The sequence below is a fragment of the Neorhizobium alkalisoli genome (assembly GCF_007829835.1).
Taxonomy (GTDB): Bacteria; Pseudomonadota; Alphaproteobacteria; order Rhizobiales; family Rhizobiaceae; genus Neorhizobium.
In genome coordinates this window covers 1,057,665-1,072,038 of record NZ_VIWP01000001.1, presented here as the reverse complement: position 1 = coordinate 1,072,038, position 14,374 = coordinate 1,057,665, and the positions used below count along the sequence as shown (strand labels likewise).

Sequence of the window (14,374 nt, the reverse complement as noted above, 5' to 3'; positions counted from 1 at the left end):
ATAGGTCGGCCACCTCCTGCCGACTTACGGATGTCTCCTCGAACTATGGCCTAGACAGCAGAATCGATCATCTGCGATTATCGATCGTGACGGCCCATTCCACGATGCGGACGTCCTGATAGATCCCCTCCCGAACGAACGGGTCTTCGGCACTGAAGCGGGCAAAGGCGCTGAGATCTTCAACCTCGGCGACGATCACGGCGCCGCCGGGCTCGTTGCCATCAGTCTTCAGCGGGCCGGACATGACGATGTTGATTGCCCCGGAGCGCAAATGGCTCTTGTGCGCCTCGATGAAATCCGGCCTCAGATGAGCCTTCTCGGGGTCGTTGGTGGTGATGCGGATTGCAAGCATTTTTACCCCTTTATCACCAGCACCGCGCCGGCCAGCACGCAGGCGAGGCCGACAAGGCGCAGGACCGAAACCGGATGCTGGACGAGACCGATCGCGCCGAAATGATCGAGCGTGATGGAAGCGGCCAGCTGGCCGAAGATGAAAAGAACGATGACGGCAGCACTTCCGAGAACCGGTACCGAGGTCAGCACGCCCATCAGGATGATGGCACCGCAGGCACCACCGATAAACAACGGATAGGGCGCGTTTGCTTGCAGAACGGCAAAACTCGGAAAAGCCGTTTGCCGGACCAGCATGATCGTAAAGAGGATCGCGGCTGCAACCAGCATCGAGATCAGCGCCGCCGGCAGAACGCCGCCGATCGCCTTTGCAATGGCGGCGTTATAGACCGCCTGGGTGCCTTGTGCCGCACCGGCCGCGATTGCAGCCAGCACGACCAGCAGAAATTGCAGGTTCATGCCGCCCTCACGATCCGGCCCCTGGCCGCGTCCCGGCATAGGCGCGCCCGATCAGCGTTTCGAGGGCCTCGCGGTCGAGCGGCCGCGGGTTCCAATAGGCATTCGACATTGCCTGCTCGACGGCAGGCCGCACGCCATCTTCCGGCATGCCGAGATCCTTGAGGGCCATCGAGGCACCCAGACCGGCAGCGAGATCGTAGAGCCCTTCGGCCACATCCGTCACGCCGAGCGCTTTTGCCAGCCTTGCCATGGCAACCGGCGCTGCGGCCTCATTATAGGCGACGGCATGCGGCAGAACGGCCGTATGCATCGGCGCATGCGGCAGGTTGAACATGCCGCCCAGCGTGTGGCAGAGCTTGTGATGCAGCGCCATGCCGACCGAGCCGAGGCAGACGCCGCAAAGCCATGCGCCGTAAAGCGCATCCGAACGTGCCGTAACATCGCCGGGATCGGTCTTGATTGCCGGCAACGCCCGTGCCAGCGCCGCAATCCCTTCTTCAGCCATCAGCGAGATGATCGGATTTGCCTCGCGCGCATAAAGTGCCTCCACCGCGTGGGCGATGGCATTCATGCCGCTGGTGACGGAAAGCGCGACCGGAAGCGTCATGGTCAGCTCGACGTCATAGAGGATGACCTCCGGCAGGATGCGCGGATCGGATTTCGTCACCTTCCGCCCGTTTTCCGTTTCGCCGAGAATGGGGGTCGCTTCGGATCCGGCATAGGTTGTCGGCACGACGATCTGCGGCAGGTCGGTCCTGAAGGCGATGGCCTTGCCAAGACCTGTCGTCGATCCGCCACCGATCGAAACCACCGCATCTGCGCCGAGCGTCTCGACCAGACGCATGGCATCTGCCGTGACATCCGTAGGCGTGTGCATGCGTGCATTCGGATAGAGCCCTGCGAAACGCTTGCCGAGATTGCCGGCAATCGCTTGCGCCTGGCCCGCCTGTTCCGGCGTCGAAAGCACCAGAACCCGGCTTGCTCCGAGCTTCTCGGCCTCTTCGCCAAGGCGGGAAACCGTCCCACTGCCAAAGATGACGCGACCGGGATTGCCGTTATAAACGAAACCGTCCACCGTCACTCTCCTATCGCGTCTCGTTCGGCCGGGCGAGAACGAAGTCGAAGTCGGAGCGCCAAGTGGTACTGCCTCCCTCGACACGCTCGAAAGGTGCCACCAGCGTCTTTTTCACCCCGAAAACCGTATCGGAAGTGAGATAGGGATCGCCCCCGACAAAGGTGTGGGTCACCAGTTTCTGGAAACCGTCCGCCCGCACCATGTAATGCATATGCGCCGGCCGATACGGATGCCGCCCCAGCTTGCCCAGCATCTGCCCGACCGGACCGTCGTCTGGGATCGGATAGGACACAGGCTTGATGCCGACAAAGCTGTAATGGCCGTCGGCACTGGTGATGAAGACGCCCCGGTTGTTCCATTTCGGCTGAATGTCCGGCTGCTGCACATCGTAATAGCCATCGGCATTGTCGGACCACACATCGATCCGCGCGCCTTCCACCGGCTTGCCGTCGAGATCGAGGACCCGGCCGATGAACAGACAGCTTTCGCCCTTGCCATCGAAAGAGATCTCGTCGCCCATCTTTCGGACCGGAGCGCCATTGACATGGAAGGGGCCAAAAACCGTGTTTTCAGTCGCCCCTTCCGGCCGGCGGTTGTTGATCGCATCGACCAGCATGGACAGGCCAAGCGTATCGGAAAGCAGGATGAATTCCTGCCGCTCTTGCGTGCAGATCTGGCCGGTTCGGGTGAGGAAATCGATGCCGAAATCCCATTCCTCCTGCGTCAGCTCGATCTCGCGCGCAAAAAGATGCAGGTGCTTGACGAGACATGCCATTACCGTCGCAAGGCGCGGGCTGACATCCTGTCCCATCCGTGCATTGACGGCGTCGATCGAGTTATCTTCGGTGAAATAACCGACCGGCGCCGTTGTCTTGCCGAGCTGTGCGTTCATCTTGTGTCCTCCTCCCTCTTCGCCTCAAGGAATGATGCGTGCGGCCCGCAGCCGGTCGAAAGCATCGGTGAAGGATGTCAGGGTGTCCTGATAATCCATGAAACCGAATTTGCGGCTCTTGCCCATGTCGTTGAAGGTTTCCACCTCGCGCCCGAGATCGGCATCCGTGTGCCAGAAGGATGCGACGCGGGAGAGCGGATTGTTTTCAAGCCCATGCTTTCGCACGATCTCGTCCCAGACCGGCCCGGCATCCGCAAGGCGCGTCTCCAAAGGCTCCGGCTTGCCGGGATATTCGGCGGCCTCGATACCGAAATAGGCAGCCAGCCGCGGCCAGAGCCATTTCCAGCGAAAAATCTCGCCATTCACGACATTGAAGGCGTGGTTGGCGGCTGCCGGTGTTGTCGCCGCCCATTTCAGATGTTTTGCCAGAATGCGCGCATCGGTGACGTCAGTTGCCGCCTCCCATTGCTGCAGGGAACCGGGGAACACGAATTTCGAGCCGGTTTCCTTGCAGATCTCGGCATAGACACCGAGCGTGGCAGCCATGTTCATCGCATTGCCGACAGCAAAACCGATCAATGTATGCGGCCGGTGCACCGACCAGGTCGAGCCTTCGCGCTCGGAAGCGGCAAAAATCTCGTCTTCCTGCACGTAATAGAAATTCTCGTTGGGAAGCCGCGCCTGCTCTTCGCGGAACGGCGTTTCCGGCGCCGTCTTGGCATAGGCTTCGAACGGGCCGAGATAATGTTTCGTACCGGTCACCAGTGCCACGTGCTGGACGCCCCGCCCCTTCAGCGCGTCAAGCACATTGCGGACGATGCCGCCATTGACGCGGCAATTTTCCGCCTCCGTCGCCTGGCGTGCCCAGGCGGTGATGAAGACATGCGAGGGTTTTTCCTGCGAAAGCGCGGTCGCGACGGAAGCCGCGTCGGTGAGGTCGCAGGAAAGCGTGCGGACGCCGGCGATCGGGCTGATGCTGCGGGAAAGGCCGGTAACGTCCCAGCCTCCTTCAGCCAGCAAAAGTTCAGCCAGATTGCTTCCGGCAATGCCGGTCGCACCGACGATCAGCGCGTGTTTGTTCATGATATCAACCATTCAAAAGAGTTATCTTGATACTTCTTGTCGGGTCCTGGCCGAAGGCGAACGCCTCGACCGCTTCCGTCAATGCAAAGTCGTGGGTCTGGATCGGCGACAGATCAAGCCCGGTCCGCTCAAGAAAACGAATTGCCGCAGGCCAGACGCCGGGCGAACCGATGCAGCCGCGTACGGTCAGGTTCTTCATCTGGATCTGGCCAAGCACGACCGGCACCTTTCTGCCGATATTAATGCCGACCATCGAGACACGCCCTTCTTCGCGGGCATAATCAAAGGCGGATGCCAAAGACGCATCGTGACCGGATGCCTCGACGACGAGATCCGCGCCATGCCCACCCGTCAGCTCTCTGATCCTGTCTACAGCCCCGCCATCGCTAGGATCGATCACGCTGTCGGCACCGAGCTTCAATGCCACGTCACGCCGGGCCGCCAGCGGGTCGACGACGATGACGCGCGCGCCCATGCCGATGGCCGCGGCCGCCGAAACAAGCCCGATCGTGCCGCCGCCGGAAACAACGACCGTCTCGCTGGCATTGGTACCGCCGGACCGCAGAACGGCATAAAATCCGCAGGTGAAAGGCTCGATCAGCGCCGCCTTCTTGTCGTCCACTGCATCCGGCAGCTTATGCAGCCATTCCGGATTGACCGCAAAAAACTCGCGGTCGGCGCCGCTCAGCGAAAAGCCGAAATGATGCAACCGCTCGGGCGTGCGCACCACGCATTCGCCCACAACACGGTCGCCCTTGGCAAAGCCGGTGACATTGCGGCCGACTTCGACGATCTCGCCGCTCCATTCATGCCCGGGGGTGACGGGATAGGCGATCGGGATGATGTAGCGCCCGGCCAGCAGCTCGTAGTCGGAATGGCAGATGCCGACTGCCTTGGTCCGCACCAGAACCTCGTTGGGAGAGATTTCCGGCATAACCGCATCGATGATGACCGGCCGCTCCGGTGCTTCGAAAACCAGTGCCTTCATTGTCTCCTCCTCAGACTTTTTCCAGCGCGCCCGATTGCGCGGAGCGAACGATCGCTTCGAGCAGGGCGATATTGTTGATCATGTCATTGCCGGTGATCGGATAGGTTTCCTTGCCCCGGACGGCGCGCGCAAAGGCGCGCAGGTTGTCGCGCACGGGTTCCGCAGGCGCGACTTCGCGAATGGTGATCGGCTTGTCCTTCCAGCCTTCCGTCACCACCCAGCCATCGGGCGCTTCGACATGCGCCTTGTCCCGCACCTCGATCCAGCCGAGCGTACCGAAGATGGCAAAGCGGGAGATGAACGGCGTCGCGAGCGTTGCCGAAACATAGGCCGAACCGCCACCCGCAAAGCGGACATGGGCGCTCATCGTATCGCCCTGCGGGATCTTCGACGCGAGGTTTTCGCAGACGACCCGCACATCGGCCGCCGGCCCCATCAGCTTCACCGAAAGGTCGGTCAGGTGGATGCCGGTCGCAGTCATGCCGCCGGCCGGTGCCTGATCTGCCTTCAGCCGCCAGTTCGAAGGGTCGAGATTGAGAAACTTGTCGTGGCTGAAATTCGCCTCGATCTGCAGAAGCCGGCCGAGCCGGCCGCTTTCTGCAGCCGCAAGGATTTCGGCGATAGGCGGTTCGAAGCGGCGCTCGTGACCCATGCCCAGCACGATACCGGCCGCCTCGCACAGTTTGACCGAAGCCTCGGCGCCGGCCCGCGTCAGGTCGAGCGGCTTTTCGCAGAAGACATGCTTGCCGGCCGCCACGACCCGGGCGATCTGCTCCTGATGCAGCGAGTGCGGCGTCGCGAGCACAACGGCCTCGATATTCGGATCCCTGAGCGCCTCCTCGAGATCCGCGGAAAACTGCAGCCCCATGCTTTCGGCGAAAGCTTGTGCCTCCGGATTGGGATCGACGCCACGGACGAAATGCATTTCGGCGCCGCCCGCATTCACGAGGCTCGCCATTTTGCGGCCCCACCAGCCGAGCCCGACCAGCGCGGCAATGACGGGTTTTTCCTCGATCATGGTCATCGATTGTCCACCCGCTTGTTGAAAGGATGGATGCTGACCGTCTTCCAGACGCCCGCCTTGGTGAACGGATCGGCCTGATTGAAGGCGACAACGGCCTCCTTGCTGTCCGCTTCCAACACGAAAAGCGAGCCGGTCATGGTCTCGTTATCATCGGCGAGAAGCGGGCCGGAAATCACGGTCTTCATGCCGGCGCTGCCAAGATAGGATTTATGGGCTTCGTAATTGGCCAGCCGCTTTTCGACCGCGCCTTCGTGGTCGAGGCAATGAACGATGTAATGCATGGATATTCCTTTCCTGTTCAGGCGATCGAATAGCCGCCATCGACCATCAGCAAATGGCCCGTTATTCCGCTTGCAGCGCCGGAGAGAAGAAATGCGACTGCCGCTGCGATCTCGTCCGGCTGCACGAGGCGGCCGATCGGCGTGTCGTCGAGCCATTGCCGCATCACGGCAGGCTGGGTGCGGCCGACTTCGGCCAGCATCGGCGTATCGGTATAACCCGGGCCGACCGCATTGACGCGGACACCCGACTTGGCCCATTCGGCGGCGAGTACCCGGCACATATGCGCGACACCTGCCTTCGACACGTCGTAACCGACATGCAATTCGGGGCGGACCGCCTTCACGCCGGCAATCGATGCCGTCATGACGACCGCTCCCTTGCCGGCGGCAATCATGGGTTTGGCAAAGGCCGTGACCGTCCAGAAGACGCCATCGAGATTGACCGACATCACCCGGCGCCAATCGTCGGCCGTATGATCGACGGCGGCGCGCTCATAGGACATGCCCGCATTGGCAAACACGCCGTCGAGCGGGCCGAACCGTTCGTGAAGAGCATCCGCGGCCGCATCGATCGAGTTCTTGTCGGCAACATCGAAGGTCACGCTCTCCGCATAACCGCCAGCCGCGCGGATCTCGTCGCGGACGCCCTCCACGCTGCCGTCGCGGTCCGCCACGATGACGGTGGCACCGAGCGAAGCGAGATAGCGGCAGGTTGCCCGCCCGATCCCGCCTGCCCCGCCCGTGACGAGCAGCCTGCGGCCGCTCATGTCCAAAGGGTTTGCCATGGTCATGACTTCATGTTGACGAGGATTTTCATATGCGAGGCGGCCGGATCGAGAAGCGCCTCGAAACCCTTTTCGACGACATCCTCGGGCGCGATTTCCGCGGTGACGATCTTTTCGACCGGGAAAATGCCGGCACCGATCATCTCGGCAATCCGTGGCCAGATCTGCACCGGATAACACCAGGTCGCCTCGACGGTGATGTCCTTCAATGCCCAGAGCATGGCGTCGATCGCCGCCGGTTTGACATGCAGGCCGACCTGCACGACCGTCCCCTGGCGGCGCACCGCTCTGGCGCAGAGATTGAGCGAGGCTTCCGCCCCGACGCATTCGAGCGCCACATCGACGCCGACGCCTTCCTCGGTCTTGTCGCGGAAAAGCTTTTCGGCATCCGTTTCGCGCGGATCGAAAACGATCGCTTCCGGAACCAGCCTTTGCGCCAGAGCTCGACGGTTGGGGTTGAGTTCGGAGACGAAGATCGTCGTCGCACCGGCCGCCTTGGTGGCGAGCAGTACGAGCGCACCGATCGGTCCCATGCCGGAGACGAGAACACTGCTGCCGCTCGTGACACCGCCGCGGTCGACGCCATAGAGCGCCACGGCAGCCGGCTCGATCATCGCTGCCTGTACATCCGAAACGCTGTCCGGTACCGGGAAGACGTTGTAGCCATTGACCACCGCCCGTTCGCCCATCCCGCCCCAATCCCAGGAAAGACCGACGCAGGCCATCTTTTCCGAGAGGTGGAACAGGCCGCGCCTGCCGTAATAATCGTCGCGCGGCGAAATCAGCGGCTGGATCGAAACGCGCGATCCGGGTTTTACATGCGTGACATTGCGGCCCACTTCCAGAACCCGGGCGGAAAACTCGTGCCCGAGGATCTGCGGCAGGATTGCGCCGGAATAGACATGTGGGGTGGCCGGCGTGACGATCGGTCCGGCGATATATTCATGCAGGTCGGTGCCGCAGATGCCGCAGACCAGAGGTTCGATCAGAACCATATCGTCGCCGAGCGGCCCGCTCGGGGCCGGCACGTCTTCGACTCGAATATCCTTTTTCGTGTAATATCTGACCGCTTTCATTCTCATATCCTCAAATTATTGGGCCGTGTAACCGCCGTCGCAGACAAGGCTTGAGCCGGTGACGAAGCGGGCTTCGTCGGAAGCAAGAAACAACACGCAGTTGGCGACGTCGACCGGTTCGCCGAGCGTCAGCGGGTGCTTGGATTTCATCATGTCGAGATAGTGGTCGAGGCCGCCGGGATAGGTCTCGCCGGCCTTCATGAAAAGCGGCGTCTTGGTCGAACCCGGATGGACGGCATTGACCCTGATACCATGCGGCGCGTAGCAGACGGCATCCGTCCTGGTCATGGACAGAACGGCGCCCTTGGTGGCGTGGTAGGGCGGCAGATCGTCATTGCCGATCAATCCATAGATCGACGAGAAATTGACGATCGACCCCACTTTCGCCTTCATCATCGGCCGCACGGCATGTTTGGTGCAGAGGAAGACGCCGCGTACGTTGATCGCAAATACGCGGTCCCACTCATCGACGGACACTTCGTGGGCGAGCTTGTTGGCGCCGGTGATGGCGGCATTGTTGACGAGGATATCAAGCTTGCCCCAGGTCTGGGTAACCTTTTCGATTGCCGGCGCCACGTCTTCCTCGCGGGAAACGTCGACACGGTAGAACACCGCCTCGCCGCCATTGTCGTTGATCGCCTGCGCAACACGGGCGCCGTGTTCCTCGCTGACGTCGAAGATCGCAACCTTCGCCCCTTCCTCCGCAAAGCGATGGCATGTCGCCTCGCCTATGCCCGTGCTGCCACCGGTGATGATTGCCGCCTTGCCTGCCAAACGTGTCACGATAAGTCTCCTCCCTTATAGTCCTGCCAGATATGTCTCAGATCAGCACCATGCCGCCATCGACCATCACCGTCTGGCCGGTGACGTAGTCCGATGCCGCGGACGCCAGAAAGCTGGTGACGCCGGTAATATCCTTCGGCACCGAAACGCGGCCGAGCAGGATGGATTGCGAAAACTCGTTGATCGCCTGATCCGGCTTCGAGGTCAGGCCGTGGTCCATGAACTCCCGATCCAGCTGCTGCCAGAGTTCCGTCGCAACGACGCCGGGGCCGAAGCAGTTGACCGTGATCTTGTGCTCGGCAAGCGCCCTCGCCGCCGCCTGCGTGATCGCCACGACGGCGAATTTCGATGCGCAATAATGGGCAAACAGCGGATATCCCTGTTTGCCGGCGATCGACGCGGTGTTGACGATCTTGCCGCCGCCACCCTGGGCGATCATCTGCCGGGCCGCCTCCTGCGTGCCGATCAGCACACCAAGCCCGTTGATCTTCATGATGCGATTGAAATCCTCGTCGGTGACGTCGAGGAAAGGGCAGGTCTGGCTGATGCCGGCATTGTTGAACATCACATCCAGCCGGCCGTAACGGGCAACGGCCTCGGCGATCAGTGCCTTGACGCTCTGCCGGTCGGATACGTCCACCTGAGCGGCATGGGCTTCGCCGCCATTGTTCCGGATCGCGGTGACCACCTGCCGGGCACCGTCGGCATTGAGATCCGCGACGACGACTTTTGCGCCCTTTTCGGCGAGATCGGCAGCGATGCCAGCACCGATGCCACGCCCCGAACCGGTAACGATGACGACCTTGTTTTCAACCAAATGCACTTTCATTTCCTCCCAGACTTATGCGCGTGCCGGACGAACGTAGAGGCTCGCGGCAATGATGATCACCAGACCCTTGACGATGATCTGAAGCTGAACCGGCATGCCGACCATGACGACGGCATTGGAGAGAACGACGAGAATGGTCGCTCCCGCCAGGGCACCTGCAATGGAGCCGCGACCGCCCGAGAGGGCAACGCCGCCCATCACGGCCGCAACGATGGAATCGAGCTCGAAACCGCGCCCGACGAAATTATCCACGACCCCGACGAAACCGGACAGAATGAGGCCGGCAAGCGCTGCGAGCGAACCGCAGATGACGTAACAGAGGATGGTGACGCGATCGGCTGCAATGCCGACAAGGCGCGCGGTGACCGGATTGCCGCCGGTGATATAAACCCTGCGGCCGAAGGCCGAGCGGTGCAGCAGGATCCCGAACAGGATCGCCACGACGATCATCACCAGAAGATTATAGGGCATGCCCGACAGGGTCGCCGATCCGAGCTGGCGGAACAGCGAGGGAATATTGCCTGACGGCGCGCCCTGGGTGGCGGCAAAGCGCAGGCCCTGCAGCACGATCATCATCGCAAGCGTTGCCAGGAACGGCGAGACATTGCGCTTCGTGACCAACAGGCCGTTGGCAAGGCCGGTTGCTGCCCCCATGCCGATACAGGCAAGGAAGATCAGCGCCGCATCGCTGTTCTGGCCGCCGAAACTGGTGGCGATCACCGCCGCCGTTGCCATGACCGAGGCGACGGAGAGATCCAGTCCCCTGACAAGAACCACGAACGTCTGGCCGATCACCACGATGCCGAGCGGCGCAAGCTGCATCAGCATGTTCGAGACATTGGCACCGCTGAGAAAGGCCGGGCTGATCGCGAAGGTGACGACGATCGCAGCGATGAGGAAGATGAAGATCCCGTAGCTGCGGACGAAATCGGGCGCACGAGCGGTCAGGGAAGCACGCGGCACCGGCGCCGCCTGGTTTGCTTTTGCCATCGTCATCAAGCGATCCTCCGCTTCTCGACATAAAGGGACACGGCCGCGATGATCACCAGACCCTGCGCGACGAGCTGGAAATGGGTCGAGACATCGAGGAAATTCAGAAGGTTGTTCAGAAGCGAGACGAGATAGACGCCGAGCAGCGTACCAAGCACCCCGCCGCGGCCACCGGCGAGCATCGTGCCGCCAACGACGACCGGCGTGATCGACGACAGTGTATAGTTGGCGCCGGTATAGGGCTGGCCGACGCCGAACCGGCTGACCAGATAGATGGCCGTCAGCGAGGCGAAAAAGCCGGAGAGGATATAGACGAGCATGATGACGCGCCGGGTCGGCAGGCCCATCAGCGTTGCTGCATGCGGATCATCGCCCACCGCGTAGATATGCCGGCCGGTTCTCGTATTGCGCAGCAGGAAGGCTGCCAGAAGGAAAACAACAAGTGCGAATGTCGCCCCGACGGAAAACCCTGCCGGAAGGCGGCCATAGGCGAAATAATCGAAACCGCGCGGCACCTTGCCGGTCGGGCCAAGCCCGTAAAGGAGCGTGATGCCCTGCAGGATAGCGCCGGTGCCGAGCGTGACGATCAGCGGATGTACGCCGGTGACGGTGATGATGCCGCCATTGATCGCGCCAATCACGATGCCGATCAGAAGCACGCCTGCAATGACAGGCAGCACCATGGACGGATTGCCGTTGATCAGGCCGGAGGTCAGCATGGATGAAAGGCTGATGATCGAGCCGACGGAAAGATCGATACCACCGGTCAGGATCGCCAGCGTCTGGCCGAGGCTGACCAACGCAAGACCGGTCGATTGTTCATAGACATTGAGGATGTTGCGCGATGTCGCAAAACGATCCGAAACCGAAACGCCGATGACGAACAGCAGGATGAGCAGGCCGATGACGACAAAGAGGCCGACCTGGGATCCCCGAAAGAAGCGTCGAAGGGATGAAGACTGGACGGTCATTGTTTTACCTCACGCCGCGGATTGATGAGTGGCGAGGCCGATTACGGCCTCCTCGCTGATTTCGGCGGAGGAAAGCTCTCCAACGATATGCCCTTCCCGCATCACCACGACGCGGTCGGACATGCCGACGATCTCGGGCAGTTCCGAGGAGATCATCAGGACGGCAATGCCGCGATCGGCCAGTTCCTGGATGATCCGGTAGATCTCGGCCTTGGCGCCGACATCGACGCCGCGCGTCGGTTCGTCGAGGATCAACACCTCGGTGCTGGTTCGTGCCCAGCGGGCGACGATGACCTTCTGCTGATTACCACCCGACATCAGCGAGACGGAGGTCGCCGGCCCACGGCAGGCGATGCGGAAATTGGCAATCTCGCCGCGGGCAATCTCTTCCTCCCTGCGGCGGTCGATAAGGCCGAAACGGGATACTTCTGAAATCGTCGAGGCCGTGACATTGGCAGCGATATCCAGCTGCATGGCCAACCCCTGCCCCTTGCGGTCCTCGGTGACAAGGCCGATGCCCTCGCGGATGGCCCGGGCAGGCGTGACATTGGAAATGTCGCGCCCCCGCAGCAGAACCTGCCCTGCGGATGTCTTCAGCGCCCCGAAAATCGCGAAGGCGAGTTCCGAACGGCCGGCACCGACCATGCCCGCGAGGCCCGTGATCTCGCCGGCACGAAGGGTGATCGAGGCATCGTGAACCCGGCCGGGGACGTTGATGCCGCGAACATCGAGGACGACTTCGCCTTCATCGCTACGCTTGCGGCGCGGCGGAAAGAGATCGGACAGCGAACGGCCGACCATCAGGGAGATCAGGTCGTCGCGATTGACCGCACCGATCTCGCGCGTTGCCACATATTTCCCGTCCTTCAGAACGGTGACGCGGTCGCAGAGTGCAAAAATCTCTTCGAGACGATGAGAGATATAGACGATCGCGACACCGGCATCGCGCAGGGAGCGGAGGCGGCGAAAGAGCACGTCCACTTCCGGCCCGGAGATCACGGCAGTAGGTTCGTCGAGGATCAGAAGCTTGACGTCATGCACGAGCGCCTTGGCGATCTCGACCATCTGCTGGTCGGCGACCGAAAGATCCTGCACGAGTGCTGCCGGATCCATGTCGAGGCCGAAGCGAGCCAGGAGCTCGGCCGCATCCCGGCGCGTGCGACGGTGGTCGACAAAACCCAGGCGATTGCGCCTCTCGTGACCGATATAGATGTTCTCCGCGACGCTTAAGTGCGGAAACAGCACGAATTCCTGGTAGATGACGTGGATACCGGCCTTTTTCGCTTCTCCCGGCGACGACCAGCGGACCGCGCGACCATCAAAGGACAGCTCCCCTGAATCCGGCTGGTGCACACCAGCGATGATACGGGTTAGAGTCGATTTTCCGGCACCGTTTTCGCCAACGAGGGCGTGGATTTCCCCCGAACGCACGTCGAGGTTCATATCCGTCAGCGCATTCACGCCCGGAAAAGATTTATGGATGCCCTTGAGCGATAACATGTGATCCTCCTCAACACGTCCGGCTTCCGGCGGAACCGAATTGCTCCGCCGGGTCCTGGGAGGACTTATTGCGGGTAGTCGATCTTGAAGGTCGACGGATTGTAGTCGGGGCCCATGCCGCCGGTGACCAGCATGTCCGGCGGTGCGTTCGGCATGACCATGTCCTTGATATGCAGGTCAGGCCGGATGGAGGGCGTCTCGTCGCCGTCGGTCGTGGCGATCTGGGCGTTGATCTCGTAGGTGCAGGGGACCTTCTTGCCGCCCAGCACGTTGAGCGCCACCTGGATCGCCGTGCCACCCATGGCTGGCGGATAACCGACTTCCAGCATCGGCACCTTGTTCTTCAGCGCCAACTGCATCGGTCCGTTGACATCCGATGTGGTGTGCGGCGGAATTTCGCCGGGCTTGAAGCCGGCTTCGAGGAAAGCCTCGATCGAACCCGGCGTCTGCAGCCCGTGCGTCGACAGGACGGCATTGATGTTCTTGCCGTATTTGGCGATGACGGCCTGCATCACTTGCTTGCCCTTGACCGGGCTCCAGTCCGAATAGACCGTGTCGAGGATCTTGATGTCGGGATACTGGTCGAGCACCTGCATCGCCGCCTTGACGCGCTGCTCGTTCGGGCTTGATCCGGCCTGGCCGCCAAGGATCACGATATTGCCCTTGCCGTTGAGCTTCTCGACGATCCATTGCGCGAACAGCCGCCCCATCATCGCGTCGGATGCGGTGACGAAGGTGACGAAATTGTCGGACGAGACACGCCGATCGACCATCACCACCGGAATGCCCTGCTCCATCGCCCGCGTCACGGCAGGATCGACCGCCTGTTCCGTGTTGGCGCTGACGATCAACAGATCGACGCCGCGCGAGGTCAGGTCCTGAATGTCGGATACCTGCTTGGCATCGTCATGACCGGCATCGGTGATCAGCAGTTGCTTGATCTGGTCCTTATGCTCGGCCGCTGCCTTTTCCATCGAATGCAGCATGACCACGCGCCAGCTGTCGCCGAGGCCGGCATTCGAGAAACCGATGACGTAGGGACCGTTCTTTTTGTATTCGGCAGTGTCCTTCAAGCAGACATCCATCGAGGGATTGAACAGGAACGTCCTTGGGACACCCTTGTAGGTATCCGCGCTGCCGATCGAGGTGCCGGCGAAAAGTAATATCGCGGCAACCGAGAGAATTTTCTTAGCCTTCATTGTCATTCCTCCTCCATTTATTCAGAATTTTTGCAGTGCAATAAAGTACTCATCACGCAACACTCAAAGTTGCGCGTTGAATAGACAA

16 protein-coding genes are annotated in these 14,374 nt (G+C 61.4%); all 16 read right to left on the bottom strand.

The window, feature by feature from the left end; all coding sequences use genetic code 11:
• Positions 1-67: 67 nt before the first annotated feature.
• Complete coding sequence (locus FHW37_RS04725; protein WP_145633169.1) at positions 68-352, bottom strand: YciI family protein; 285 nt, start codon at positions 350-352, stop codon at positions 68-70.
• 2 nt (positions 353-354) lie between these two features.
• Positions 355-810 carry a DMT family transporter gene (locus tag FHW37_RS04720; RefSeq protein ID WP_186458140.1) on the bottom strand — a complete coding sequence of 152 codons (456 nt, stop codon included), beginning with the start codon at positions 808-810 and terminating at the stop codon, positions 355-357.
• Between the two features lie 7 nt (positions 811-817).
• Positions 818-1,885 (bottom strand): maleylacetate reductase, encoded by a 1,068-nt coding sequence (locus tag FHW37_RS04715; RefSeq protein ID WP_145633163.1) that lies wholly within the window; start codon positions 1,883-1,885, stop codon positions 818-820.
• A gap of 10 nt (positions 1,886-1,895) precedes the next feature.
• Positions 1,896-2,777, bottom strand: coding sequence for an intradiol ring-cleavage dioxygenase (locus FHW37_RS04710; RefSeq protein WP_145633160.1), 882 nt, complete (start codon positions 2,775-2,777; stop codon positions 1,896-1,898).
• Between the two features lie 24 nt (positions 2,778-2,801).
• On the bottom strand, positions 2,802-3,860 hold the full coding sequence (locus FHW37_RS04705; RefSeq protein WP_145633157.1) for an SDR family oxidoreductase: 1,059 nt from the start codon (positions 3,858-3,860) through the stop codon (positions 2,802-2,804).
• Between the two features lie 4 nt (positions 3,861-3,864).
• The gene (locus FHW37_RS04700; RefSeq protein WP_145633154.1) at positions 3,865-4,848 is read right to left on the bottom strand and encodes a zinc-dependent alcohol dehydrogenase; all 984 of its coding nucleotides are present in this window, start codon (positions 4,846-4,848) and stop codon (positions 3,865-3,867) included.
• Between the two features lie 10 nt (positions 4,849-4,858).
• A complete protein-coding gene (locus FHW37_RS04695; RefSeq protein WP_145633152.1) occupies positions 4,859-5,872 on the bottom strand; it encodes a Gfo/Idh/MocA family protein in 1,014 nt (337 codons plus the stop codon).
• Positions 5,869-6,153, bottom strand: coding sequence for a YciI family protein (locus FHW37_RS04690; RefSeq protein ID WP_145633149.1), 285 nt, complete (start codon positions 6,151-6,153; stop codon positions 5,869-5,871). Before FHW37_RS04690 ends, FHW37_RS04695 begins: the two co-directional genes overlap by 4 nt.
• 17 nt (positions 6,154-6,170) lie before the next feature.
• Entirely contained in the window at positions 6,171-6,938 is a 768-nt protein-coding gene (locus FHW37_RS04685) for an SDR family NAD(P)-dependent oxidoreductase (protein ID WP_246690665.1), read from the bottom strand.
• 2 nt (positions 6,939-6,940) lie between these two features.
• On the bottom strand, positions 6,941-8,014 hold the full coding sequence (locus FHW37_RS04680) for a 2,3-butanediol dehydrogenase (protein WP_145633143.1): 1,074 nt from the start codon (positions 8,012-8,014) through the stop codon (positions 6,941-6,943).
• A gap of 15 nt (positions 8,015-8,029) precedes the next feature.
• A complete protein-coding gene (locus tag FHW37_RS04675; RefSeq protein WP_145633140.1) occupies positions 8,030-8,797 on the bottom strand; it encodes an SDR family NAD(P)-dependent oxidoreductase in 768 nt (255 codons plus the stop codon).
• Between the two features lie 37 nt (positions 8,798-8,834).
• Positions 8,835-9,626 carry a glucose 1-dehydrogenase gene (locus tag FHW37_RS04670; RefSeq protein ID WP_145633138.1) on the bottom strand — a complete coding sequence of 264 codons (792 nt, stop codon included), beginning with the start codon at positions 9,624-9,626 and terminating at the stop codon, positions 8,835-8,837.
• Between the two features lie 12 nt (positions 9,627-9,638).
• The gene (locus FHW37_RS04665; protein ID WP_246690664.1) at positions 9,639-10,622 is read right to left on the bottom strand and encodes an ABC transporter permease; all 984 of its coding nucleotides are present in this window, start codon (positions 10,620-10,622) and stop codon (positions 9,639-9,641) included.
• Positions 10,622-11,587, bottom strand: coding sequence for an ABC transporter permease (locus tag FHW37_RS04660; RefSeq protein WP_145633135.1), 966 nt, complete (start codon positions 11,585-11,587; stop codon positions 10,622-10,624). The genes FHW37_RS04665 and FHW37_RS04660 overlap by 1 nt, the downstream gene beginning before the upstream one ends.
• A gap of 9 nt (positions 11,588-11,596) precedes the next feature.
• The gene (locus tag FHW37_RS04655; RefSeq protein ID WP_145633133.1) at positions 11,597-13,087 is read right to left on the bottom strand and encodes a sugar ABC transporter ATP-binding protein; all 1,491 of its coding nucleotides are present in this window, start codon (positions 13,085-13,087) and stop codon (positions 11,597-11,599) included.
• Between the two features lie 65 nt (positions 13,088-13,152).
• Complete coding sequence (locus FHW37_RS04650) at positions 13,153-14,286, bottom strand: ABC transporter substrate-binding protein (protein ID WP_246690663.1); 1,134 nt, start codon at positions 14,284-14,286, stop codon at positions 13,153-13,155.
• Between the last annotated feature and the right edge of the window lie 88 nt (positions 14,287-14,374).

Excerpts from the sequence above, each read along its gene's own strand:
- FHW37_RS04700 (WP_145633154.1), bottom strand. The coding sequence starts at position 4,848 with ATGAAGGCACTGGTTTTCGAAGCACCGGAGCGGCCGGTCATCATCGAT.
- FHW37_RS04695 (WP_145633152.1), bottom strand. The coding sequence starts at position 5,872 with ATGACCATGATCGAGGAAAAACCCGTCATTGCCGCGCTGGTCGGGCTC.
- FHW37_RS04710 (WP_145633160.1), bottom strand. The coding sequence starts at position 2,777 with ATGAACGCACAGCTCGGCAAGACAACGGCGCCGGTCGGTTATTTCACC.
- FHW37_RS04660 (WP_145633135.1), bottom strand. The coding sequence starts at position 11,587 with ATGACCGTCCAGTCTTCATCCCTTCGACGCTTCTTTCGGGGATCCCAG.
- FHW37_RS04720 (WP_186458140.1), bottom strand. The coding sequence starts at position 810 with ATGAACCTGCAATTTCTGCTGGTCGTGCTGGCTGCAATCGCGGCCGGT.
- FHW37_RS04650 (WP_246690663.1), bottom strand. The coding sequence starts at position 14,286 with ATGAAGGCTAAGAAAATTCTCTCGGTTGCCGCGATATTACTTTTCGCC.
- FHW37_RS04690 (WP_145633149.1), bottom strand. The coding sequence starts at position 6,153 with ATGCATTACATCGTTCATTGCCTCGACCACGAAGGCGCGGTCGAAAAG.
- FHW37_RS04670 (WP_145633138.1), bottom strand. The coding sequence starts at position 9,626 with ATGAAAGTGCATTTGGTTGAAAACAAGGTCGTCATCGTTACCGGTTCG.
- FHW37_RS04665 (WP_246690664.1), bottom strand. The coding sequence starts at position 10,622 with ATGACGATGGCAAAAGCAAACCAGGCGGCGCCGGTGCCGCGTGCTTCC.
- FHW37_RS04725 (WP_145633169.1), bottom strand. The coding sequence starts at position 352 with ATGCTTGCAATCCGCATCACCACCAACGACCCCGAGAAGGCTCATCTG.
- FHW37_RS04705 (WP_145633157.1), bottom strand. The coding sequence starts at position 3,860 with ATGAACAAACACGCGCTGATCGTCGGTGCGACCGGCATTGCCGGAAGC.
- FHW37_RS04685 (WP_246690665.1), bottom strand. The coding sequence starts at position 6,938 with ATGGCAAACCCTTTGGACATGAGCGGCCGCAGGCTGCTCGTCACGGGC.
- FHW37_RS04655 (WP_145633133.1), bottom strand. The coding sequence starts at position 13,087 with ATGTTATCGCTCAAGGGCATCCATAAATCTTTTCCGGGCGTGAATGCG.
- FHW37_RS04680 (WP_145633143.1), bottom strand. The coding sequence starts at position 8,014 with ATGAAAGCGGTCAGATATTACACGAAAAAGGATATTCGAGTCGAAGAC.